Origin of the sequence: Pseudonocardia sp. EV170527-09, from assembly GCF_008369905.1 — a bacterium.
Classification (GTDB): Bacteria; Actinomycetota; Actinomycetes; order Mycobacteriales; family Pseudonocardiaceae; genus Pseudonocardia.
Genome location: NZ_VRMC01000086.1, coordinates 1 through 23945, shown reverse-complemented (window position 1 = coordinate 23945; position 23945 = coordinate 1). Strand labels below are relative to the sequence as shown.

Genomic DNA, 23945 nt, shown 5'->3' with positions numbered 1-23945 from the left:
TCGAAGCGGGCCGCGACGGTGGAATCGGTGACCAACAGCGCCGCCCCCGACGCGTCGAGGATCTCCCCGAGCCGCTCGTCGGGGTGGTCCAACTCCAACGGCACGTACGCCGCACCCGCACGCAGCACCGCGAACAACGCGACGACGTTGGCCGTCGAGCGCGGCAGACCCAACGCCACGACGGTCTCGGGGCCCGCACCGCGAGCCCGCAGGACCCGCGCGGTGCGGGTGACCCGGGCGTCGAGCTCGGCGAAGGTCAGCCGGGACTCCCCCGCCACCAGGGCGGTGCGCTCCGGGCAGGTCGCGGCGCGCTCGGCGAGCAGCTCGGCGATCGTGGCGTCCGGGACCGGGGTGGCGGTGGCGCCGGTGTCCACGGCGACGCCGAGGTCGACCGCGGCGAGCGGGGCGTCCGGCGCGGCGGTGAGGGCGTCGAGCACCGCGACGAAGCGGTCCATCAGCGACCGTGCCGTGTCGGTGTCGACCGCCTCCGGACGGTGGTCGACGGTCAGCTCCATGTCGTCGAACGGGTTGACCGCGAACGACAGCGGGAAGTGGGAGTCGTCGAGGGTCTCGACATCGGCCATCCCGTGCCGCTGCGCGGCCTCGGCGAACGCGTCCCAGGCGTTGCGCAGCGTGAACAGGGTGTCGAACAGCCGCGGACGGCCGGTGGCCTGCTGGATCTGCCCCAGTCCGAGGTACTCGTGCGCGACGAGGTCGGCGCGCTCGTCGGCGAGGCGGCGCAGCACGTCGGCGCCGGTGTCGGTGGGGGCGAGCCGGACCCGGACGGGGACGGTGTTGAGGAAGAGCCCGACGGCGTGCTCCACCCCGGCGATCTCGTCCGGTGCGACGGCCATCGGCGTCCCGAGCACGACGTCGTCGCCGCCGGTGGCGTGGCCGAGCACGACTCCGAGCGCCGCGATCAGGACGGTGTTGACGGTGACCCCGTGCCCGGCGGCGACGGCCCGGACCCGGTCGGACAGCGGGACCCCGAACCGGGTCCCGATCCGGGCCGAGGGCTCGGTGAAGGACCGCTGCTCCTCGCCCGCGACCAGGGTCGGGGCGGCGAGGTCGGCGTAGGCCCGCTCCCACACCTCGCGCGAGCTCTTCTCGTCCTGGTCGGCGGTCCAGCGCAGGTAGGCGTCGTAGCCGGGCGCCGACGGGGGCTCGCCACCGTCGTGCAGGGTGAGCAGGCGGTCGACGACGCGCATGGCCGAGGCGCCGTCGAACAGCTGGAAGTGGTTGGTGAGCACCAGCCGGTCCCGGCCGTCGGGCAGGTGCACGAGGAGCAGGCGGAACAGCGGCGGCGCGTCGAGTGGGATCGGTCGCGCCCGCTCCTGCTCGGCGACCTCGCGGGCACCGTCCACGGACGCCACGGACAGCTCCGGCACCGGCAGGTCGGGGAGGTGGTCCCGGACCACCTGGACCGGGCGGCCGCGGTCGTCGGTGGTGAACCCCACCCGCAGCAGCGGCGTGGCCGCGACCAGCCGGGCCAGCGCGTCCCGGAGCCGCTCGCGGTCCAGGGTGCGATCCAGGGTGAACACGGTCTGCAGGATGTAGACGCCGCTGCCGGCCGTGTCACCGCCGGTGCCCTCGGCGGCGTCGTAGACGGACTGGAAGTAGAGCCCCTCCTGCAGCGGGGACATCGGCCAGACGTCGGTGGCGGTGCCGCCGACCCGCTCGCCGAGCGCGGCGACATCGGCCGGGCCGAGCCCGAGCAGGTCGCGCAGCAGCCGGGTGTCGGGGCGGACCGTCTGCGGTGCCGTGCCCGCGACGCGGGCCATCCCGGCCGGGGTCCGGTGGGCGAACACGTGCGAGGTGCGGACGTCGAGTCCGGCCTCGCGCGCGGCCCGCACGACCCGGGTGGCGAGGATGCTGTCGCCGCCGAGGGTGAAGAAGTCGTCGTCAGGGCCGACCCGGGCCGCCCCGAGGACCTGGGCGAACGCGGTGCACAGGGTCCGCTCGACGTCGTCGGCGGGCTCGCGGTCCGCGGTGACGGGGCCGCCGCCGAAGTCGGGCTCGGGCAGGGCGCGGCGGTCGAGCTTGCCGTTGACGGTCAACGGCAGCCGGTCCAGCACGACGATCGCGGCCGGGACCATGTACCCGGGCAGGACGGCGCCCAGGACGGTGCGTACGGCGGCGGGGTCGGCCGTGGTGCCGGGTGCCGGCACGACGTAGCCGACGAGCCGCCGGTCGGCGGCGTCGGTGCCGGTGTGCACCCGGGTGACCGCCTGCGCGATCCCCGGCAGCGTGAGCAGGCCGGCGTCGACCTCCCCCAGCTCGACCCGGTACCCGCGGATCTTCACCTGCTCGTCGGCGCGGCCGGCGAACTCCAGCTCCCCGGCACGGTCGAACCGGGCGAGGTCACCGGACCGGTAGAGCCGGGTGCCGGGTGGGCCGTCGGGGTCGGCCACGAACCGGACGGCGGTGAGGTCGGGGCGGTCGGCGTAGCCCTGGGCCAGCTGGGCGCCGGCGACGTGGATCTCGCCGACGACACCCTGCGGGACCGGTCGCAGCCGCCGGTCCAGCAGCCGTACCTCCAGCCCGGCCAGCGGGCCACCGACCGGGCTGACCGGCCGGTCGAGGTCGGCGGGGCCGATCTCGCGGTAGGTGGTGTGCACCGTGGTCTCGGTGATGCCGTAGAGGTTGGCCAGCACCGGGGCGCCGGGGGCGTGCCGGGCGCACCAGTCCCGCAGCAGCCGCGGCTCCAGCGCCTCGCCGGCGAACACCACGTAGCGCAGGGTCTCGGCCGCCGCGCCGCCGGTGGGCTCGGCGAGCGCCAGGGGGCCGAAAGCCGAGGGCGTCTGGCTGAGCACGCTGACCCGCTCGGCCGCGATCAGTGCCCAGAGGCGTTCCGGGTCGCGGGCGGTGTCGCCGTCGACGACGACGACCGTCGCGCCGGTCGCGACCGCGCCCCACAGCTCGAACACCGACACGTCGAAGGCGATCGAGTGGACCAAGGAGAACACGTCGTCGGCGGTGACGTCCATGGTGCCGCCGGGTGCCACGGTCGCCGCCAGGAGCGACAGCACCGCGCGGTGCGGCACCTCGACGCCCTTGGGCCGGCCGGTGGACCCGGAGGTGTAGACGATGTACGCCGGCTGCGCGGCGGGGACGGCGACGGGTTCGGGCAGCGGTGCGACGTCCGCCGGGAGCGCGTCGACTCCGACCACGCGCGGGCCGAGACCGGTCACGCTCTGCGGGGTCGTGGCGACGGCCAGCAGGCTGTGCGGCCGGGCGTCGCCGACGATGAGCGCGAGGCGACCGGCCGGGGAGTCGACGTCCAGCGGGACCGCGGTGGCCCCGGCCAGGGCGACGGCGAGCACCGCGACGACCATGTCGGCGCCGCGCGGAACGCCGACGGCCACCCGGTCCCCCGGGCGGACCCCGTCGGCGACGAGCACGGCGGCCAGCCGACCGGCACGGTCGCCGAGCCCGCCCCAGGTCAGCCGCTCCGCCCCGGCGACCAGCGCGGGGGCGTCGGGCCGGGCCGCGACGGTCGCGGCGAACAGCGCCGCGAGGGTGGCGGGAAGGGTCTCGGGGAGCCGGTCGGTACCGGTCGGCGCCGGAGCGGGTGCCGGGGCCGGCGGGTCGAGCCGCAGCTGGGAGAGCCGGGTGCCGGGCGCCGAGGCGACCAGGTCCAGCAGACGCTCCAGCCGTGCGAGGACCGCCTCGATCGTCGTGGCGTCGTAGAGCTCGGTGGCGTACTCGACGATCACGCCCAGCCGCGGGTCGCCGGTCTCGGTGACGGACTCGTGGAAGGCGAAGGTCGCGTCGAACTTCGCCGAGCCGGTGCCGGTGCGCCGGGCCGTGGTGACGGCGCCGTCCAGGTCGAGCTCGCTGCGGTCGGGGTCGGTGCGCAGGTAGAGCAGCTCCACCTGGAACAGGGGCGAGGCCGCGCCCCGCTCCGGGCCGATCCGGTCGACGACGCGGTCGAAGGGGACGTCGGCGTGCTCCATCGCGGCCAGGTCCGCGCTGCGGGCCCGGTCCAGGACCTCGGCCAGGGTCGGGTCACCGTGCAGGTCCAGCCGCAGCGCCAGGGTGGTCAGCGCGAACCCGACGACGTCCTCGGCCGCCGCGTGCCGCCGCGCCGAGACCGGGGTGCCGACCACGACGGCGTCCCCGGCGTCGTCGCCGGGGTCGCGGTCGGCGTCGACGTGCGCGTCCAGCAGCACGGCCAGTACCGCGTGCAGCAGCATGAACATGCTGGTCCCGTGCCGCTGGGCGGCGGCGCCGAGCGCCGCGGCCAGCTCGGGGCGGAACTCGGAGCGGACCTCGGCGCCGTGCCCGCCGGGCGTCGCGGGCCGGGGCCGGTCGGTGGGGAGCGTGGTGACCGGCGGCGCGCCGGTCAGCCGGTCGGCCCAGAACTCCAGCTGGCGTCGTGCCCGGTCGGTCGGCTCCTGCGGGGTCCCGACGAGCGCGGCCTGCCAGGCGGCGACGTCGCCGAAGCGCAGCGGCGGTTCGGGCAGGGCGGGGGCGCGCCCGGCGCGGCGGGCGGCGTAGGCGGTGCCGAGGTCGGCGAGCAGGACCCGCAGGGACCACTCGTCGACGGCGATGTGGTGGCAGACGAGCCCGATGCGGTGGCGGTCGTCGGCGGTGCGGACGACCTCGGCGCGGACCGGGGCCTCGCGCTCCAGGTCGAAGCGGTGCCCGACGAGCGCGGCGAGCGTCGCGTCGGCGCCCGCCTCGTCCGAGGCTCCGGTCCCGACGTGCACCGGCAGCTCACCGGGCGGATGGACGTCCACGGTGACCGTGCCGTCGGCGGTCTCGCCGTAGGTGGTGCGCAGCACCTCGTGACGGGCGACGACGTCGTGCAGCGCCGCGCGGAACGCCTCGGGTTCGAACGGGCCGTCGACGGTCCACGCGCGGGGGACGTTGTAGGCGGTACCGGGGCCCTGCATCCAGTACAGCGTCCACATCGGATTCTGGGCGGGGGCGAGGACCGCGGGTGCGCTGTCCGGGCGGCGGACCGGGCCGTCGGCGGCAGCCGGGTCCCGGTCGTCGGTACCGGCGGGGGCCCGGTCCGCGACCAGCGCGGCGAGTCCGGCGACGGTCGGGCGGGCGAAGACGTCGGGCACCGTGACCGGGGCGCCGAGCCGTGCCCGCACCCGGTTGGCCAGCCGCAGCGCGGACAGCGAGTGGCCGCCGAGGACGAAGAAGTCGTCGTCGACGCCGACCCCGGTGCGGTCGAGGAGCTGTTCGAACAGGGCGCACAGCGCGCGCTCGCGGTCGTCCCGGGGCGGGCGCGAGCCACCGTGGACGCGGTCGGGCGCCGGCAGCGCCCGCGTGTTGATCTTGCCGCCGGGGGTGCGCGGCAGCTCCGGGAGCACGACGACCGTGGCCGGCACGAACTGCGACGGCAGCCGCTGCGCGACGGCCGCGCGCAGGTCCTCGCCGACGAGCTCGGCGGTGTCGTCGGCGGGGACGACGTAGGCGACCAGGGACGGTCCGTCGCCGATCGTGCGGGCGACGACCACGGCCGCGCGCACACCCGGCTGTGCGACCAGGGCGGCCTCCACCTCTCCGGGTTCGACCCGCACACCGCGCACGGTGACCTGGTCGTCGGCGCGGCCGAGCAGCTCGAACCGGCCGTCGGGCAGGCGCCGGGCGAGGTCACCGGTGCGGTAGAGGCGGGCGCCGGGCACGGCCGGGTCGGCGACGAACCGGGCGGCGGTCTCGGCCGCGCGTCCGGCGTAGCCGCGGGCCACCTGCTCGCCGCCGACGTACAGCTCGCCGACGACGCCGTCGGGTACCGGGGCCAGGAACCGGTCGAGCAGCGCGACGGTGCTGCCGGGCACCACCCGCCCGGCCGTGACGCGCTCGTCGCCGTCGACCTCGCCGGCGAGCACGTCGCCGGCGACCTCGGAGGAGCCGTAGGAGTTCACGACGACCGAGCCGGGCGCCCACGCGCGCGCGGCCGCGACGGCGGTGGCGGTCAGCGGCTCGCCGGAGCAGATCCAGCGGCGCACCGCGACCGCGCCGGGGGTCTCGGCGAGCACGGACACGAGCGACGGGACGGCGGTGACCTGCGCGACCGGCTCGGTGCGCAGCAGCCGGGCCAGCGCCTCCGGCTCCGTCGCGGTGGCGTCGTCGGCGACCAGCACCCGCGCCCCACCGGCCAGCGCGGCGAGCAGTTCGGTGACGCCGTCGATGAAGGCGATCGAGCTCTTGGCGACCCGGACGTCACCGGGCTCGACCGGCCAGGCCCGGCCCGCCCAGTCCAACCGCCGGGCCAGGCCGCGGTGGGTGCCGAGGACGCCCTTGGGCACCCCGGTCGATCCGGAGGTGTAGACGAGGTAGGCGGCCTGCTCGGGGCGCGGCCGGTCGAACGGCCGGTCCGGGGCCGGGCCCGTCGCCAGGTCCGCGACGCTCGCCGTGGCCGCACCGGTCGTGACGGTGGCACCGTCGGTGATCACCAGGGCGGGCGCGGAGTCGGTGAGCACGTGCCGGATCCGTGCGGCCGGGTAGCCGGGATCCACCGGTACGAGGACCGCGCCGGCGCGCAGGACGCCGAGCACGGCGGCGACCAGGCCGGTGGTGCGGGGCAGCAGCACGGCGACCCGGTCCTCCGGCCCGATGCCGCGCGCACGCAGCGCGGCGGCGACGCGGTCGGCGGTGTCGTCGAGCTCGGCGACGGTCACCTCCACCGGAGGTTTCCCGGGGCCGGGCGCGCCGACCAGGGCCACCTCGTCGGCGCGGTCGGCGACGCCCGGGCCGAGCGCGTCGGCCGGGTTCCAGCGGGGCACGCCGTCGACGGCGGTGACCGACCGGTGCACCGGGCGGGTGGTGAAGACGTCGGCGAGCCGGCGGTCCGGGTCGTCGCCGGCGTCCTCGAGCAGTGCCTCGAGGTCGGCCAGCAGGGTGGACACGGCGTGCTCGGTGAGGTGCGCCGCGGCGTAGGTGGCCTCGACGTCGAAGCCGTCGTCGGTGAGGAACACCTCCAGCGCCAGCGGGTGCTGGGCGGTGCCGTTGTCGGTGCGCAGCCAGCTCGTGGTGGCACCGGGCAGCTGCGGGCCGTCCAGCTTCTGGGTGAGGAACAGCAGCTGGGCCTCGAACAGCGAACGGTCCTGTCCCGACGCCGACGGGTTCAGCTGCTCGACGAGCCGGTCGTAGGGGAACCCCTGGTGGGCGAACCCCTCGGCCGCGACGCCCGCGACCCGGCCGGTGAGCGACCGGACGGTGTCGTCGGACCGCACCTGCGAGCGCAGCACGACCAGGTTGCCGAAGTTGCCGACGAGCTCGGTGACCCCGCCCTCCTCGCGGTTGACCACGGCGGTGCCGACGGCGACGTCGCCGGTGCCGGCGAACCGGCTCAGCACGGCGCTGTAGCAGGCGAGGACCACCGTGTACGGCGTGGTGCCCAGCTGCGCGGACAGCTCCCGGACCGCGCGGGCGGCGGCCGGGGAGAAGCGCCGGTCGACCCGTCCGCCCGTCTCGACGCCGGCCGTGGGGTCCTCGGCCGGCAGCCGGTCGAACAGCGCGGGGACCGGTTCGGCGAGCCGCTCCCGCCAGAAGGCGGCGTCGGCGTCGTGGCCGCTCCCCTGCCCGGCTGCGGCCCACGCCCGCTGTTCGGCATCGGCGAAGTCCGCGACCTGACGCTGCGGTGGGGTCGTGGTCACCGCCCCGTCCAGGGCCTGCCGGTAGGCGCGCTCCAAGTCGCGGGAGATCACGGCGAAGGTGAGGCCGTCCCAGGCGATGTGGTGGACTTGCAGCAACACCGTCGTACGTGCCGGGCTCTCCCGGACCACCGCCACCCGCAGCGCGGAGTCCGCGGCGAGGTCGTAGGGCCGCGACGCCCGCTCGCGGGCCAGCTCGCGGACCCGGGCACGACGCGCGTCGGCATCGGCCCCGGGCGCGTCGAGGACCTCCCAGGGGTAGTCGAGCGAGTCGTGCACCCGCTGGAACGGGTCGCCGTCGTCGCCCGCGTGATAGGTGGTGCGCAGCACCTCGTGCCGGGCCACCAGCGCGTCGAAGGCCGCCCGCAGGGCCGGCACGTCGAGGTCGCCGTCGACGGTCAGCTCGATGCACAGGTTGAACGCGGTGCTGCCCGGCACGATCTGGTGGTGCAGCCACATCCGTCGCTGCGCGAACGACAGCGGGAACTCGGCCCGACCGGCCCGGCGCGGCGCGGCGCCGGGGTCGCTGCGGCGCAGGCCGGACTCGGCCAGGCGCCGGGCGATCAGGGCGCGCTTGCGCTCGTCGAGACTGGTCATGGTGGTGGCCTCCGGTGTCCCGGGCGGGACGGATGGGTGCGGTCGTTCGGGTGCGGTCGGTTCGGGTGCCGCAGTTCGGGCACGGCGCGACGGCGGGGCTCAGCCGTGCGGAGGACCGCTCACCGGTCGGCCAGCGCCCGGTCGACCTCGTCCTCGGCGAGCGACTCGATCTCGTCGACGACCTCGGCGACGGCGTCGAGGCGTTCGGGCTCCTGCGCGCGCAGGGCCCGGCACAGCTCCCGCACCGTGGGGTGGGCGAAGACCGTGCGTGCGGAGACGGCGTCGGTGTCGAGCAGCTCCCGCAGCTGGGAGACGATCACCGTGACCAGGACCGAGTCCCCGCCGAGGGCGAACAGCGGGGTCTCGACGCCCACCGGGCCGTCGTGCTCGAGCACCTGCGCCCACACCCGGGCCACCACCCGTTCCAGGGCGGAGTCGGGCTCGACCCGGTCGCCGCCGTCGGCCACCCGCTCGGCGACGGCGGCCCGCACGGCTCGGCGGTCGATCTTGCCGTTCGCGGTCAGCGGCATCCGGTCCAGCCCGACGACCGCCCGCGGGACCATGTGCGGCGGCAGCGCGTCCGGGAGCGCGGCCGCGACGGTGTCGGGGTCGGCGGTGCCGTGCACGGCGACCGCGAGCACCGCGTCGCCGACGACGACGGCGACCGCGCGGGCGACCCCGTCGACGGCGGCGGTGGCGGCCTCGACCTCCCCCAGCTCGACCCGGAAACCGTTGAGCTTGACCTGGTCGTCGCGGCGGCCGAGGAACTCGACGGTGCCGTCGGCCCGGTAGCGGGCGAGGTCCCCGGTGCGGTACCAGCGGCGCCCGTCGAGCGTCAGGAAGCGGTCCGCGGTGCGGTCCGGGTCGCCGCGGTAGCCGTGCGCCACCCCGGCGCCGCCGATCCACAGTTCGCCGGGCACGTGGTCGGGTGCGTCGCGGCCGAGGTGGTCGACGACGCGCAGCGCGACCCCGTCGAGCGGGGTGCCGTAGGGCACGCACCGCCAGTCCGGGTCGACGGCACCAGGGCCGTCGCCGACCTCGGTGACGGTGGAGTGGATCGCGGTCTCGGTCGTGCCGCCGAGCCCCGCGAAGCCGCAGCCGGGCACCCGCTCGCGCAGCCGCCCCGGCAGGTCGGTGCCCACCCGGTCGCCGCCGAGCAGGACCTGGCGCAGGGTGTCGCCGAGGTCGTGCCCGGTGGCCAGCAGCGCGTCGAGCAGCGCCGGCACGCAGTTCAGGATCGTGACGCCGTGCTCGCGGATCGCGCGTGCCCAGTGGTCGGCGTCGCGCTGGGCGCCCTCGGGCACGACGACGGCGGCACCGCCGGTGCCGAGCACCGCGAACAGGTCGAACACCGACAGGTCGAAGTCGAGTGCGGAGACCGTGAGCGTCCGGTCGCCGCTCCCGATCCGGTAGCGGCGGACCAGGTCGTCCAGGGTGGCGACGGCAGCGCGGTGCGGGACCTCGACGCCCTTGGGCTCGCCGGTGGAGCCGGAGGTGAACAGCAGGTAGGCGGCCTGTTCCGGGTCCGGGGTGGCCGCCTCGGGCAGCGGCGCGTGGGCCAGGAGCTCGGTGAGCGTCACCCGGTCCTCCCCCGGCTCGGCGGTGATCGCCCACCGGTGCCCGGACACCGTCCGGATCCGCTCGACCCTGGCGGGGGGCTGCTCCACGCCCAGCGGCACGTAGGTGCCGCCGGCGGCGAGCACCCCGAGCACCGCGACGACCTGCTCCGGTCCGCGCGGCAACGTCACCGCGACCGGCTCGCCCGGCGCGACCCCGCGCTCGCGCAGCCCGGCCGCGACCCGCAGTGCCCGGTCGGCCAGCTCGGCGTGGCCCAGCACCCCGGAGTCGGCGACGACGGCGGGGGCGTCCCCGCGGGCGACGGCGCCGGCGAAGAAGTCGTGGTGCAGCGGCCGCGCCGGCGGCAGCTCGGCGGTGGTGTTGACGCGCTCGCGCACGGCGAGCTGGTCGGCGGGCAGCAGCGCCGGGACGGGCACGGACCAGGTCCGCTCCTCGCCCAGGCCGCGCACGAGCCCGCTGAACGCGGCGAACATGGCCTCTCCGACGCCGCCGGGCAGCAGGTCGGCGCGGACGTCCCAGTTGACCAGGATCTGTCCGCCGACCTCGGTGATCTGCGCGTCCAGCAGGACCTGCGGCCCCTGCGAGATCATCCACACCGGGTCGCCGAACAGCGCCCGCGCCTGCTCGTCGAACAGCTCGCCGAGGTTCAGCCCGCTGGTGAAGACCACCGGCGCCAGGACCTGCTCGCCCGCGCGCCTGCCGAGCTCGCGCAGCACCTCCACACCGGAGAAGGCGGCGTGCTCGGCGTCGGAGTGCAGCCGGTGCTGGACGGCCCGTGCCCGTTCCAGGAACGTCGCGGGCGTGGTCAGGTCGACCTCGAGCAGGACCGAGCCGGTGAAGTCACCGACGACCCGGTCGATCTCGGGGTGCACCGGGTCGCGGTCGAACAGCGGGACGTTCACCACGAACCGTGGCTGCGCGCTCCACGCGCCGACCACCTCGGCGTAGGCGGTGGCGATGACGGCGGCCGCGGTCAGACCGTGGCGGCGGCACGCGGCGAAGACCGCGTCCCGCTCGTCGCCGGCCAGGGTGAACGCGAGCCGCTGGGCGCGCGGACGGCCGGTGCCGTGCTCCACCGCGGGCAGCTCGGGCGCCCCGGGCAGATCGGCGGCCCGGCTCTCCCAGTAGGCACGGGCGGCGTCGGACACCGCCCGACGTGCACCCGGCCTGGCCTGCAGGTACTCCCGGTAGGTGACGCCGATCGGTTCGGTCTCGGGCGCGTCGAGGCGGTGGGCGTAGCAGTGGGCCAGGTCGGCGAGCAGCACTCGGAAGCTGACGGCGTCCGCGGCGACCATGTCGACGTCGACGTGCAGCCGGGCTCCGTCGGGCAGCAGGCTCACCGCGACCCGGAACACCTCACCGCGCTCGATCGCGAGCATCTCGTGCGACATCGCGTCCCGGGTCGCGGCCAGCCGCTGCTCGCGCTCGGTGTCGGACACCGCGCGCAGGTCGTGCACGACGGGCGTGCCCTGGCCGTCGGCGGGCAGGATCTCCTGGCGGCCGTTGTCGGTGATGCGGGCACGCAGCATCGGATGCCGGTCGACGAGCCGGCGCACGGCCGCGGCCAGCCGGTCGGGGTCGAGACCGGGCCCGTCGAACTCCAGGTACAGGTGCGGGGCCACCCCGCCCAGGGGCTGGGCCGGGTCGCGGCCGGCCCAGTACGCGTGCTGGAGCAGGGCCAGCCCGAACTCGGCGGCCTCGTCGGCCATGGCGGGCTGCCCCGCGTCGGCGGGCTGCTCGTCGGTGCCGTCCGTCGCCGGGCCGGCGTCGGGACGGCGGGCCAGGAGCGCGGCCCACGCCGCGACGGTCGGGCGGGCGGCGAGGTCGCCGAACCCCACGTCGAGCCCCTCGTCGCGCCAGCGCGAGACCAGGCGCATGAGCGCGATGGACTGCAGGCCGAGCTCGAACAGGTCGTCGTCGCCGCCGACGTCCGCGGGCTCCTCGTCGACCAGGTCGGCGATCAGCTCACGGAGCTCGGCGGTGGACACGGGGCTCATCGGGGTGGTTCCTCCTGCGCGGTGGTTGCGGACGCTCAGCGACCGGCGAACTGGTCGAGGGCTCCGGGCACCGGAGCGGCGGGGTCGGTGTCGAGCTCGACGATCCGGTTGTGGGCGTCGACGTGGACGACCCGCGGCACGTGATCGGCGACAGCGGACTGCGGGACCTGCTGGTAGGCGACGATGATCGTCAGGTCACCCGGGTGCACGAGGTGTGCCGCGGCCCCGTTGACGCCGATCACGCCGGTACCGCGCTCACCGGTGATGACGTAGGTCTCGAGGCGGTTGCCGTTGTCGATGTCGAGGACCTGGACCTTCTCGCCCTCGACCAGCCCGGCCGCGTCCATGAGGTCCTCGTCGACGGTGAGCGAACCGACGTAGTGCAGGTCGGCCTGGGTGACCGTGGCGCGGTGGATCTTGCCGCTGAGCAGCGTGCGGTACACCTGCGGGACGACATCGGCGACGCCGGACATGGGGGTTCCTTCCGTTTCGGGGGTGAGGGGTGGAGCGGGTCAGCCGGTGCGGTCGGCCAGGCTGCGCGGTCGCAGGTCGGTCCAGCGCTGCTCGACGTGCGCGAGGCAGGACGCGCGGTCGGCCGGACCGTGCGCGACCTGCCAGCCCGCGGGGACGGCCGCGAACTCGGGCCACAGGGAGTACTGACCCTCGTCGTTGACCAGGGCGTAGAACGTCCCGGTCTCGTCGTCGAACGGGTTGACGGACATGGCTGTCTCCTCTGTCGTCGGTCGGGTCGGATCAGCGCGCGGTGCGACCGGCGGGACAGGGGCCGGACCGCTCGGTGCCGGCGGACACCGCCCGCTCGAGCTGGTCGTGGCCGTCCCGGGTCGACGGTCGGGGGCTGCTGGTCCCACGGAGAGCGACCGGGCTCCCGAGGCTCGCGCTCCCCGTCGTGGTGTCCTCGGTGAGGCTGCTGTGGTGCCGCGCGACCGCGTCCCGACACTCGGCGACGCAGCCGGTCGTCCGACCGCCACCGCTTCGCACCCTCGCGGGGTCGGCCATCACTGTCCCTTGCACACGGTCGGCTGCACTTCTCTAAGGCGAGCCTAACTTCATCACATCGATCATCATCCCGCCTAGAGAGTGACATCACGCAGAACTCCCACACCGCCCGAAACGCCAGGTCGGAGTAGCGGGAGGAGGCCAGCGTCACTCGTTTGACTGATCTCGTCGCGTGTTGGCGTTACTGCGTCCTGGTGTGACGCGCCGGGCCTCCTCGGCCCGTTCGACGGGGGCGCCGCCCCCGGGGATCAACCCTCCGCACACGACTGCGGCCGGCACCGGGGATGCCGGAGCCGGCCGCAGTGGAGGACGAGGGACTACTTGGACACGGCCTCCGACAGACGCGGGGCGATCCGGTCGACGATCCACGGGATCGACAACGGGGACGGGTTGCGCAGCCCGATGAACTCGTCGTAGTCGTAGGTCACAACCGCGCCGCGCTGCACCACCGGCAGCCGCTCGTACAGCGGGTTCTGCTGGAGGGTCCTGAGTGCCTCCGCGTCACCGCCGTCGAACAGGACGAGGGCGTCCGCGTCGAGCGAGGCGATCTGCTCGGAGGAGAGCTGCACCCCGAACGACTCCCCCTTCGGCAGCGCGAGGATCTGCGGCGACAGCGAGAGCCCCAGCGCCGCGGGCACCGAGTTCATCGCGTCGTCCGGGTCGCGCAGGGCGGTCACCGCACCGGGCTGCACGAAGCCGAAGGTGTAGGTGGCGCCCTGCAGCGCCGGGTTCGCGGCCCGCGTCTCGTCGAGCTTCGTCTGCACCTGGCCGATGACCCGCTCGGCGTCGGCCGGCCGGCCGAGCGCCGTCGCGAGCTGCGTCGTCATCTCCTGCCAGGTGTCCTGGGCCGGGCCCTTCTGGTAGCCGATCGTCGGCGCGATCGCACTGAGCTGCTGGTAGGACTTCTGCAGCGCGAAGTAGCCCGGGGCGAAGATCAGGTCCGGCTTCAGGGCGGCGACCTGCTCGATGTTCACCTCGGTGGCCTCGCCGGTCACGGGGAGCACCTCGACGTCCTTGGCCCCATGGGCCTGCGACGTCCACGGGGCGAGACCGGACTCGCTGCCGCTGGAGGAGGCTCCGACGACGGGCGCCTGCAGCGCCAGTGCGACGTCGAACCCGGTGGGCCCGAGCGCCACGATCCGCGAGACACCCGGCGGCACGGTCGTGGTGCCCAGTGCATGGGTGACCGTGACCGCTCCCTGGGCGGTGTCGGGGGCACCGGAGGACTCACTGCCGCAGGCGACGGTTCCGAACAGCAGCGCGCCGCACACGGCGGCACCGAGGAGACCTCGGCGACTTAACTTAGGCATACCTCGTAAGTTACGCAGGAGGTGCTCGTCCGCGGAAGATCGGTCGCGGTATCGGTGCGGTACCGCACAGTCACGATGGTCCGATGAGGACCGACGCGCACGAGCAGGGGCCCGGGCCGTGACGGCCCGGGCCCCTGCTCATACGGTCGGAGGCGAGCGCTGGTCGGGGCGCACTCTTCGGCGCCCGGCGTCGTGCCGCGTCGGTCGCGTTCCCGGTCCGGCGCGTTCCGGGCCGGCGCGGTCGGGCGCGTCCTCGCGGGCGGTGGCGGTGTCGGTGCGAGGCCGCCGGATCGTGCGACGGCGGTCGGCCCGGGCTTCGGGCCACGGACCGGACGCGGCGACGATGGCGAAGAACGCGGCGTCGGTGTCGGGCCCGGTCTCGACGTGGGCGGTGACCCCGCAGTCGGGTGAGGTACGGCCGTCGAGCGGCATCTCGACGACGGGGGCCGTGTCGGCTCGGGCCGGAACACCCGAGGGCGCTGTGCACGGGGCGTCCAGCATCGTCATCACCTCACGAGGGTCGAGGAGCGGAGTCACCCCGGTCGGAGCACCGGGCACGGTGCCCGACCCGTGGGCGACTCCACCGTGTGGTTCGAGTGATGGTCGGTCGATGATCAGCAGTCTCGAGGTGGCTGCCACCCCCTTCCGAACCTGTCGTCGTGGCCGCTCCGTGGCCGTCGGGTGGCCGTTCGGTGGCCGTGACCTCGGCGGACCGTCTCGTCAGGGAGGACCGGGCCAGGAGCTGTCGTCCGCGATCGTCGACCCGATCGCGACGTGCGTCGGCCAACCCGGGGCCGCCGGGACGAACGGTCTGGTGTCCGGGTCGAGGAACCGGTCCAGCGCACGGAACGGATCGATCCGCATCACCAGGTTCTCACCTCCCTTTCCGACCTGTTCCACGCACACCGGGAAACGGGGCACGGCACGGACGACGTCACCATCTCTGTCGCCCGAGCTCACTTCGGCCTGTCATTCCCGGCCTGCTCGGAGGAACCGTCGCTCACACTCGGTCGGTTGTCGTGCGGTGTCCGATCTCTCGGACACCTCCACTAATAAGACACTCCACGGCGGTTGTCAAGGACGCGGATCCGACACCGGAGAAACGTCGTCGCGAACCGGTTCCACCCACTCGACGTCGCCCTCCCCGATCACGGTTTCCTCCGGGTCGGGCTCGGGCGCGACGAGCCGCACCCGGGCGTCGGCGCCGGGGCTGTAGAGCGACTCCGCCCCATCGGCCCACCGGACCCGGTACGGCGGCTCCCCGTTCTGTCCCAGCACGCCGAGCACCTCACCGAGTCGGGCGGTTCGCCCCAGCGTGGCGGACTCGACGACGATGTGGTCACCCACGACTGCCTGCATCGTTCTCCACCTTCCTCCTTCTCCTGCGGTGCTCACCCTCGGGACCGGGGGCTCGGTGACGCGACGCCCCGGCGCGGGTGCGACGACCGGCCCCCGTCGCGATGGTCCGGGGCCGTGACCAGCGTGTCCAGTGCAGCAGGCAGATCGGGAAACTGCCCGATCCGCTCCAGCACGGCGTGGGCCCGCACCCCGGCCCGTGCGGCGAGGTGCCCCGCACCGACGAGGTGGAAACCCACCCCGCGACGCGCGGTCGCGTAGGTGGCGTGGCGCAGCGCGGACAGCCCTGGCGAGGTCGCAGCCGCCACCCCGGCCAGATCCGCCAGGATGTGCCCGGCTCGCACACGGGCGTCGTCGAGCAGGGCGAGGCGGGCGTCGACCTGGCGCAGGATCCGCGCACCCGCTGTGGTGTCCAGGAAGCCCCACACCCGGATCCGATACACATCCGGATGCGGGGAGTCCACTCTGATCCGATCAACTCCCATCACAGAGCACCTCCTTCTCGCACCCCTGTTCCGGCGATGTCCGCGCGCGACCCCGGTCCTCGCGGAATCGGTCGCGCGGCGCTGTCACATCGCGTTCTCGACACAGACGAACCGATTCCGACAACGGCCCTATTCCTGGCGACGCACCATCGGGGGGTCCACGCCAAAGAGAACAGATGATCGCGAACATCTGCCAGGAACCGGAATCCGCGCACCGCACGCGGCCCCGTTCCTCGACAGGACCGGCGGACGACGGCTCGACGTGCGATCACGCGACCCACCGGATCTCGCCCGGCCCTGCCGGTAGGGCGCACACCCGCACCGGAGGGATCGAGCGCGGAGCCGGACCCGTAGCTGCGACGGTCGTGGGTCATGGCGGGCGGACTACCCGGCCGCGCCGAGGGCATGCCGACGGAGAGACCTCTGCTGCCCGGAGCAGGCGACCCGGCCGACACCCCGGTCAGCGGGCCGACGTCAGCGGAGCGAGCAGAGCAGGCGGTGGAACGCTGTCCAGACGGCCTCGCTGTCCACCGTCCCCCGCGCCTCGGCCAGCCACAGGGCAGCTTCGTTCATCGCGCCGGACAACAGCCTGGTCAACGGCTCGACCGGCTGGGCCGCGATCACCCCGTCGTCGACGAGCTGCTGCAGCGACTCCGCCAGATGTCGCGCGGAGGTCTGTTCGTCCAGCCGCCGCCACTCCGCCCATCCCAGGACCGCGGGCCCGTCGATCAGCATGATCCGGGACAGCTCGGGGTCGTTCGACACCGACAGGAACGCCCGGCACCCTTCGACGAAGGAGACCCAGGAGTCCGCGTCGTCGGACACCGACGTGGCCACCCGGTCGGCGACCTCCGACTGGACCTGCGCGAGGACCTCGCGGAACAGGCCGATCTTGCCGTCGAAGCTGTGGTAGAGGGCCCCCTTGGTGACACCGGCGGCGGCCACGATCTCGGCCAGCCCGACCGCTCCGTAGCCACGCTGGGCGAACAACGTCCGCGCCTCCTGGATCAGCGCCTGGCGCGTCTGCTCCCGCTGCCGGACCCGCACTCCGGTCATCGACCCTCCCCGATTTCATGTACCGACGGTATGTGAACGTGCTACGGTCCCCTCCACATACCGACGGTACGCCAGGGTCGACCAGGGAGTCCCGTCATGATCACCGTCGCCTCGCGCGAGCAGCGCGACGGTACCCGCGACCGGGTCGGCGTCGCGGCACCGTGGAGGTGTACGGCCTGAAGCGACACTTCGACAGCGGAGCGGCCCACCTGCTCGGAGAGCTGGTGACCCAGGTGCACCCGCAGTTCGACCTCGAGGCATACGTCACCGAGGTCGGGGCGCTGGTACCCCCGCTCGAGCTGAAGGACCGCGTCCGGGTCTTCTCCGACGGCCTGCGCAGCAGGCTCCCGGAGGACTATCCGCAGGCCCTGGCGACGTTGCTGTCGATCCTCGGCGAGGAGCTGGCCGAGGGCGACGGAATGTTCACCACCAGCTGGTACCTCATGCCGGTGGCCCGGTTCGTGGAGGACCACGGTCTCGGTCACCCGGAGATCTCGCTCGACGCGATCGAACAGATCACCCGGCGGCACACCGGTGAGTACGCGATCCGGCCCTACCTCGACCAGCACCACGAGATCACGATGGAGCGGGTCCGGACCTGGGCCGGATCACCGAGCCTCAACGTCCGCCGGCTGGCGAGCGAGGGGATCCGGCCGCGGTTGCCGTGGGCGCGGACATTGCACCGGTTCGTCCAGGACCCCACCCCTGTCCTGGGGGTACTGGAGGCACTGCGTTCGGACCCCTCGCCCTACGTCCGGAAGTCGGTCGCCAACAACCTCAACGACATCGCCCGCGACCACCCCGACGCCGTACTGGACGTGCTCGAACGGTGGGCCGCGGAGAGCCCGACCCCGGAGACGGAGTGGATCAGCCGGCACGCGCTGCGGGTTCTCGTGAAGAACGGCGGCCAGCGGGCACTCGCCCTGTCCGGTGTGACCGGCGGCGAACACGTCCGGGCGGACCGGCTGGTGCTCAGCCCCGCCACCATCCGGCTCGGCGAGTCGGTCACCCTGCGTGCCGAGATCCGCAACACCGATCGGCACGCGCACACCGTCGCCATCGACTACGTCGTGCACCACGTGCGCAACAACGGGCGCACCCTCCCCAAGGTCTTCAAGCTCGCCTCGGTCGAGCTGGGGCCCGGCGAGAGCCGAGTGGTGGAGAAGCGCCACCCGGTCCGGGAGATCACGACCCGCCGCTACTACCCCGGCACCCACGTCATCGACCTCCAGGTCAACGGTCGGGTCGTCGCCACCGACGAGTTCGACCTCGTCAGGTGACCAGCCGGCGGACGCGCACCGCGGACGATCCGGTGGTCGCCGACCACCGCGTCGGCGGTGCCGGCTGCTTCCCACTGGAGCGCTCGGACGCTCGCTCAGGCCGCGACCGGGCTCATCGACTTCCACCAGACGCGGTTGCGCTTGTACCACTCGACGGTGCGCCGCAGCCCGTCGTCGAACTCGACCTGCGGCCGGTAGCCGAGCTCGGCACGGATCTTCGACCAGTCGACGCAGTAGCGGCGGTCGTGCCCCTTGCGGTCGGCGACCCGTTCCACCATCGCCTCCGACGCACCCACCAGCTCGAGCAGCCGGCGTGTGAGCTCGATGTTGCTGAGCTCGGTCCCGCCGCCGATGTTGTAGATCTCCCCGGGGCGGCCACCGACCGCCACCGCGGCGATGGCCCGGCAGTGGTCGTCGACGTGGAGCCAGTCGCGCACGTTGCGGCCGTCCCCGTAGAGCGGCACCCGGCGACCGTCGAGGAGGGTGGAGACGAACAGCGGAACGAGCTTCTCCGGGTACTGGTGCGGCCCGTAGTTGTTCGAGCAGCGGGTGACGCAGACCGGCAGCCCGTGCGTCCGGTGGTAGGCCAGAGCCAGCAGATCCGACGCGGCCTTCGACGCGGAGTAGGGCGAGTTCGGTTCGAGCGGGTCGGTCTCGACCGAGGCACCTGTCTCCACCGACCCGTACACCTCGTCGGTGGAGACGTGCACGAACCGCTCGACGCGAGCCTCCAGCGCGGCCTGGAGCAGCACCTGGGTCCCGAGGACGTTGGTCGAGACGAACTCGGAGGCTCCCTCGATCGACCGGTCGACGTGCGACTCGGCCGCGCAGTGGACCACCACGTCGACGCCGCTCATCGCCGCGGTGACGGTCTCGGCGGCGCGGATGTCGCCCGGCACCACCCGCAGGCGCGGCGAGTCGCGCACCTCGGTCAGGTTGGCGAGGGTGCCCGCGTAGGTGAGCAGGTCGAGAACCACGACCTCGGCTCCGGCGAGCGCCGCGTAGCGGTCGGTGAGGACGGCCCGGACGAAGGTCGAGCCGATGAACCCGGCACCACCGGTAACGAGAATCCACACGTGGAGAACCTTCCAGGGGTTTGTGGGTCGGGACTGTCGGCCGACTCGTGTCGGCCGGGACGCCGCCCACGGTGGGCGCCCCCTGTCCGCACCTCGTCCTCGTCGTGTCGCGATGACGTCACAGTCCGCCGTGCCGGCCTGCTGCGACCTGTCGCCCGCTGTGACGCAATCACGACACGGCGAGCACACGGTGATGACCTCGCGCGAGCATCGTGGAGCGACGAGACGGACCGCAGGGACGGCGTCGCCGTCCGACGGCAGCTACGACGAGTGGGCTGCGCGAGACCCGAAGGAGCTCCGTGGTGCACCCCACCGATGTCTGCGCAGACGGGCACGTGATGTCCGACGCGGGTCCCGGCGCGCAGCTCGGCCGTCCTGCGCACGAGGCTCTGGGGCAGCAGTGAAGGGGATCATCCTCGCCGGTGGCAGTGGGACCCGCCTCGATCCGCTCACGCGAGTCGTGTCCAAGCAGCTGCTGCCCGTCTACGACAAGCCGATGATCTACTACCCGCTCTCGACGCTGATGCTCGCCGGCGTCCGGGAGATCCTGGTGATCAGAACGCCCACCGACCTGCCGGACTTCCGACGTCTCCTGGGCACCGGCGCCGAGCTCGGCCTGGAGATCACCTACGCCGAGCAGCCCTCCCCCGACGGCCTGGCACAGGCATTCGTGATCGGCGCCGACCACATCGGGGACAGCACCTCGGCGCTGGTTCTGGGGGACAACATCTTCCACGGACCCGGCTTCTCCGGGATGCTCCACCGCAGCATCGAGGGCCTGACCTCCGGCGACGGCTGCGTGCTGTTCGGGTACCCCGTGCGCGACCCACAGCGCTACGGAGTGGGCGAAGCCGACCCGCAGGGCAGGCTGATCTCCATCGAGGAGAAGCCCGCAGCCCCTCGCTCGGACCGAGCCATCACCGGGCTGTACCTCTACGACCAGCAGGTCGTCGACATCGCGCGTTCGGTGCGCCCGTCGGCCCGCGGCGAGCTGGAGATCACCGACGTGAACCGGGTCTACATGCAGCAAGGGTCGGCGCGGCTGGTCGACCTGGGCCGCGGCTTCGCGTGGCTCGACACCGGCACCCACGAGTCCCTGCTCGAGGCCGCCGACTACGTGCGTGTGCTGGAGAACCGGCAGGGAGTGCGCATCGCGTGTGTCGAAGAGGTGGCGTTGCGCATGGGCTTCATCGACGCCGACGCCTGCCACAAGCTGGGTGAACGCTACGGCGCCTCCGGCTACGGCTCCTACGTCATGGAGGTCGCGGCCACCTTCTGAGCGACGCCCCGGCGACCGCACACCGTCCATGAGCAGCGTCAGCGACCACCCGACCCCGGGCCGCAGTGGTGGCCCACCAGCGGCGTGCCCGCTCGTGCGCCATGATGTCGACATGGCACGGGCCCTGCTCATCGAGGACGACACGTCGGTCGCCGAGGGCCTGCGGATCGCATTGACCCACGTGGGGCACGTCGTCGACTGTGCCGTGACCGGCTCCGAGGGCCTGGCCCGGATCGCCGGGGGCGACTACGACGTCGTGGTGCTCGACCTGATGCTGCCCGACATCGACGGGTTCGAGGTGTGCCGGCGGTTGCGTGCCGCCGGGTCGATTCCGATCGTGATGCTGACCGCTCGTGACGACGACATCGACGTCGTGGCCGGTCTGGAGGCCGGCGCCGACGACTATGTCGTCAAGCCGGTCGCCGGTCGTGTGCTCGACGCCCGCATCCGGGCCGTTCTGCGACGCACGGCCGAAAGAACCCCCGTGATGAGCGACGGCCGACCCGAGGTCGTGCGACAGGGCTCGCTCACGATCGACCGACAGGCGCTGGTCGTCACCTCTCATGATCGTGTCGTCACGCTCACCCCCACGGAGCTGAAGCTGCTGCTCGAACTCGCGGACGCGCCGGGCCGCGTGCTGAGCCGTCAGCAGCTGCTGTCAGCGGTGTGGGACCACAGCTACCTCGGCGACTCCCGACTCGTCGACTCCTGCGTGCAGCGGCTCCGCGCGAAGATCGAGGACGACCCCTCGTCCCCCACGGTCGTGCAGACCGTGCGCGGATTCGGCTACCGTTTCGGCGGACCGTGACCGGCAGCACCGTCGATCCTCGGGGCGCCCCCGACGGTGCTCGCGCATGGCCTCTCCGCGGCCTGCGCCTGCGTCTGGTGGTCGCCTTCGCGATGCTCGGCTTCGCGGTGGCCACGGGTGTTGCCGGCGTCGAGTACATCACCGCGCGCGACGCCATCGTGCAACGAGCCCAGGACATCGCGGTGGCCCGGTTCCTCCGCAAGGTGGAGTCGCTCAGACCTCTCCCCGTGCGGTCGGAACCAGAGCTGTTGTCCTTCATCGGGGCCAGGATGGGTATCGGGACCGAGCACCAGGCGCTGGTCCTCCGCGGAGACGGTCGCTCCTCCGACGGGTTCGACCAGAACCTGGTGTCGCCCCAGCTGCGCGATGCCGCCGCTGCCGGATACCTGGTCTCACAGCGGGTCCGCTACGACGACGCCACCTGGCTCGTGACCGGTGTCCAGCTGTCCATGCAGGATGCGACGGGTCCGCTGGCGGATCCGTCGGCCCGGATCAGCGTCTTCGTGCTCGACTCGCTGGCCGGCGAGGAAACGGTCGTGGACGATCTCGCCCGCGACGCCTGGCTCGTCGGCGCCGCAGGGGTGGCCGTGGCGCTCGGACTGGCGATGTTCGCCGCTCGCGGAGTGGTGCGTCCGGTGCGCGCGCTGCAGCAGACCGCGGCTCGGCTGGGGGCCGGGGACCTCGAGGCGCGGGCGGCGATTCCACCCGGTGGTGACGAGCTCGCCGCCGTCTCCGCGACCTTCAACGAGATGGCGGACTCACGCCGCGACCATGTCGTCCAGCTCCGCCGTATGGAGACCGACGCACGCCGGTTCGTCGGCGACGTCTCGCACGAGTTGCGCACCCCCCTCACCGCGATGACCGCCGTCCTCGACCTGCTCGACGACACGGCAGAACAGCTGCCCCAGGACGCCGCTCGGGCGGTCCGTCTCATCGGCGTCGAGACCCGCAGCCTGACCCGGCTGGTCGAGGACCTGATCGAGGTGACCCGCTTCGACGCCGGCACCGCCGCCCTGCGAGTGGACACCGTCGACGTCGCCGAGGCGATCCGGGCCACCCTCGATCGGCGTGGTCTCGTGGTCGACACCGACCTGCCCGACGGTGTCGAGGCCGTCGTCGATCCGCGCCGGCTCGACGTCATCGTGGCCAATTTGGTCGGCAACGCCGTGCGGCACGGAGCGCCGCCCGTGCTGGTCACCGCCAGTGCCACAGCCGACACCGTCACCGTGCAGGTGATCGACTCGGGACCCGGCATCGACGAGAGCTCGACGGAGGAGATATTCGACCGCTTCGTCAAGGCCGACCAGTCACGGAGCCGCTCCGAGGGAAGCGGTCTGGGGCTGGCCATCGCTCGCGAGAACGCCCACCTGCACGGCGGCACGCTGACTGCGGCGAACGGCCCGGACGGTGGCGCGGTGTTCACGCTGCGCCTGCCGCGGTTCCCGGACGGTCGTACATGAGGCGGGCACTCACCATCGCGGTGCTGGCCGGCCTGCTGCTGGTCGGCGGGTGTGGTGTCCGCCCCAGCGGAATGATCACGGTGGCGTCGGCACCTGTCGAGGCCCAGGTCATGACCGATGACCAGGTCCTGTCCGAGATCGACCCGAACGTCCGCGAGATCTACCTGCTGTTCCGGGGGAAGGTCACCCCGGTGGTCCGGCTGCTCGGCCGCGTCGACGACGCCACGCTGCTTCGTGTGCTGCTCGTCGGTCCGACCCAGGACGAGCGATCAGCTGGCCTGAGCACCGCGCTGCCCCCGTCCGCCTCCCTGGTGAGCGCCGAACGCACGGAGCAGGGTGTCGTCGTCACCGTCGCGAACGGTGGGATGCCGCTCGGGCGGCCTGCCGAGCAGCAGATCGCCTGCACCCTCATGGCCCCGGACCACACCGAGGTGATGGTGTTCCTCTACGAGCTCGGCACGCAATCGCGTCTGCTGGCCTGCGAGTACTGAACGACGCCGCACCGTCGTGACCATGTCGCGGGTCGGCCCCCCACCGTGACGCGTTCGCGACACGGGCGCGACAGGGTCTCTGCGTTGGTCGCTGCGCCCACGGGATCGACACCACGAGCCACGCGCCCGACCTGCCCAGGGCCGCAGCCTGTCCGCGGGGCACCCGAGTCGGCGGCCTGCGCCGCAGCGCAGGCCGCCGAGTCATACCGGACCCGATGGCCCGACGGTCAGCGCTTCGTCGGACCGTAGACCTGTACCTCGGCGAGGTTCAGGTACTGGTTCGGATCTGCCAGCTGCACCATCACGTACCGGCCCGCGCCAGCGTCGATGTCCCCGCCTCCGGTCGGAGGCCTACCGAGGAGAGTCGACGACACGCTCCCGTCGCTCGGGGCCACCGTGACCGACGCCGACGGGTTGGGCCTGTGCAACGAACGGTGGTTCCGGCCCGACACGCCGGACCTCAGCGTCCGGCGGGATGGGCACTGTGAGTGATGACATCAGACCCTATGGGCTCTGCTGAGAACGAGACGGGTTCGGGTCGG

16 protein-coding genes are annotated in these 23945 nt (G+C 73.5%); 5 read left to right on the top strand and 11 right to left on the bottom strand.

All coding sequences use genetic code 11. The features are described 5' to 3' along the window. From FVA95_RS22470 to FVA95_RS22430, 10 genes are all read right to left on the bottom strand, one after another. The coding region (locus FVA95_RS22470) for a non-ribosomal peptide synthetase (protein WP_149665924.1) at positions 1–8210 on the bottom strand (8210 nt) is incomplete at its 3' end. 119 nt (positions 8211–8329) lie between these two features. Then, positions 8330–11785 carry a non-ribosomal peptide synthetase gene (locus FVA95_RS22465; protein WP_149665923.1) on the bottom strand — a complete coding sequence of 1152 codons (3456 nt, stop codon included), beginning with the start codon at positions 11783–11785 and terminating at the stop codon, positions 8330–8332. A 35-nt stretch (positions 11786–11820) separates the two neighbouring features. After that, positions 11821–12228 (bottom strand): aspartate 1-decarboxylase, encoded by a 408-nt coding sequence (panD, locus tag FVA95_RS22460; protein WP_043282205.1) that lies wholly within the window; start codon positions 12226–12228, stop codon positions 11821–11823. Positions 12229–12297: 69 nt separating this feature from the next. Beyond that, positions 12298–12507, bottom strand: a complete 210-nt coding sequence (locus FVA95_RS22455; protein WP_149665922.1) for an MbtH family protein — start codon at positions 12505–12507, stop codon at positions 12298–12300. A gap of 612 nt (positions 12508–13119) precedes the next feature. Beyond that, positions 13120–14073 (bottom strand): iron-siderophore ABC transporter substrate-binding protein, encoded by a 954-nt coding sequence (locus tag FVA95_RS22450; protein ID WP_161992395.1) that lies wholly within the window; start codon positions 14071–14073, stop codon positions 13120–13122. 177 nt (positions 14074–14250) lie between these two features. Continuing rightward, the gene (locus FVA95_RS22445) at positions 14251–14613 is read right to left on the bottom strand and encodes a hypothetical protein (protein WP_149665920.1); all 363 of its coding nucleotides are present in this window, start codon (positions 14611–14613) and stop codon (positions 14251–14253) included. Positions 14614–14832: 219 nt separating this feature from the next. Further along, positions 14833–14976: a hypothetical protein gene (locus FVA95_RS30950; RefSeq protein ID WP_161992394.1), complete on the bottom strand. Its 144-nt coding sequence runs from the start codon at positions 14974–14976 to the stop codon at positions 14833–14835. A 210-nt stretch (positions 14977–15186) separates the two neighbouring features. Continuing rightward, positions 15187–15471 (bottom strand): DUF1918 domain-containing protein, encoded by a 285-nt coding sequence (locus tag FVA95_RS34010; protein WP_149665919.1) that lies wholly within the window; start codon positions 15469–15471, stop codon positions 15187–15189. Between the two features lie 32 nt (positions 15472–15503). Continuing rightward, positions 15504–15896 carry a hypothetical protein gene (locus tag FVA95_RS22435; protein ID WP_149665918.1) on the bottom strand — a complete coding sequence of 131 codons (393 nt, stop codon included), beginning with the start codon at positions 15894–15896 and terminating at the stop codon, positions 15504–15506. 531 nt (positions 15897–16427) lie between these two features. Then, positions 16428–17009 (bottom strand): TetR/AcrR family transcriptional regulator, encoded by a 582-nt coding sequence (locus tag FVA95_RS22430; protein ID WP_149665917.1) that lies wholly within the window; start codon positions 17007–17009, stop codon positions 16428–16430. Between the two features lie 167 nt (positions 17010–17176). Between FVA95_RS22430 and FVA95_RS22425 the strand changes: the two genes are divergently transcribed. Next, positions 17177–18289, top strand: coding sequence for a DNA alkylation repair protein (locus FVA95_RS22425; RefSeq protein ID WP_205015938.1), 1113 nt, complete (start codon positions 17177–17179; stop codon positions 18287–18289). Between the two features lie 95 nt (positions 18290–18384). On the opposite strand, the gene rfbB is transcribed toward FVA95_RS22425, so the two are convergent. Continuing rightward, entirely contained in the window at positions 18385–19365 is a 981-nt protein-coding gene (gene rfbB, locus FVA95_RS22420; protein WP_149665915.1) for a dTDP-glucose 4,6-dehydratase, read from the bottom strand. 400 nt (positions 19366–19765) lie between these two features. Between rfbB and rfbA the strand changes: the two genes are divergently transcribed. The 4 genes from rfbA (at position 19766) to FVA95_RS22400 (ending at position 23403) form a co-directional block, all read left to right on the top strand. Then, positions 19766–20644, top strand: a complete 879-nt coding sequence (rfbA, locus tag FVA95_RS22415) for a glucose-1-phosphate thymidylyltransferase RfbA (protein ID WP_149665914.1) — start codon at positions 19766–19768, stop codon at positions 20642–20644. A gap of 112 nt (positions 20645–20756) precedes the next feature. Continuing rightward, positions 20757–21452, top strand: coding sequence for a response regulator transcription factor (locus FVA95_RS22410; RefSeq protein WP_149665913.1), 696 nt, complete (start codon positions 20757–20759; stop codon positions 21450–21452). Beyond that, complete coding sequence (locus FVA95_RS22405; protein WP_240051669.1) at positions 21449–22912, top strand: HAMP domain-containing sensor histidine kinase; 1464 nt, start codon at positions 21449–21451, stop codon at positions 22910–22912. Before FVA95_RS22410 ends, FVA95_RS22405 begins: the two co-directional genes overlap by 4 nt. Next, positions 22909–23403 carry a hypothetical protein gene (locus FVA95_RS22400; RefSeq protein ID WP_149665912.1) on the top strand — a complete coding sequence of 165 codons (495 nt, stop codon included), beginning with the start codon at positions 22909–22911 and terminating at the stop codon, positions 23401–23403. Before FVA95_RS22405 ends, FVA95_RS22400 begins: the two co-directional genes overlap by 4 nt. Positions 23404–23945 lie beyond the last annotated feature (542 nt).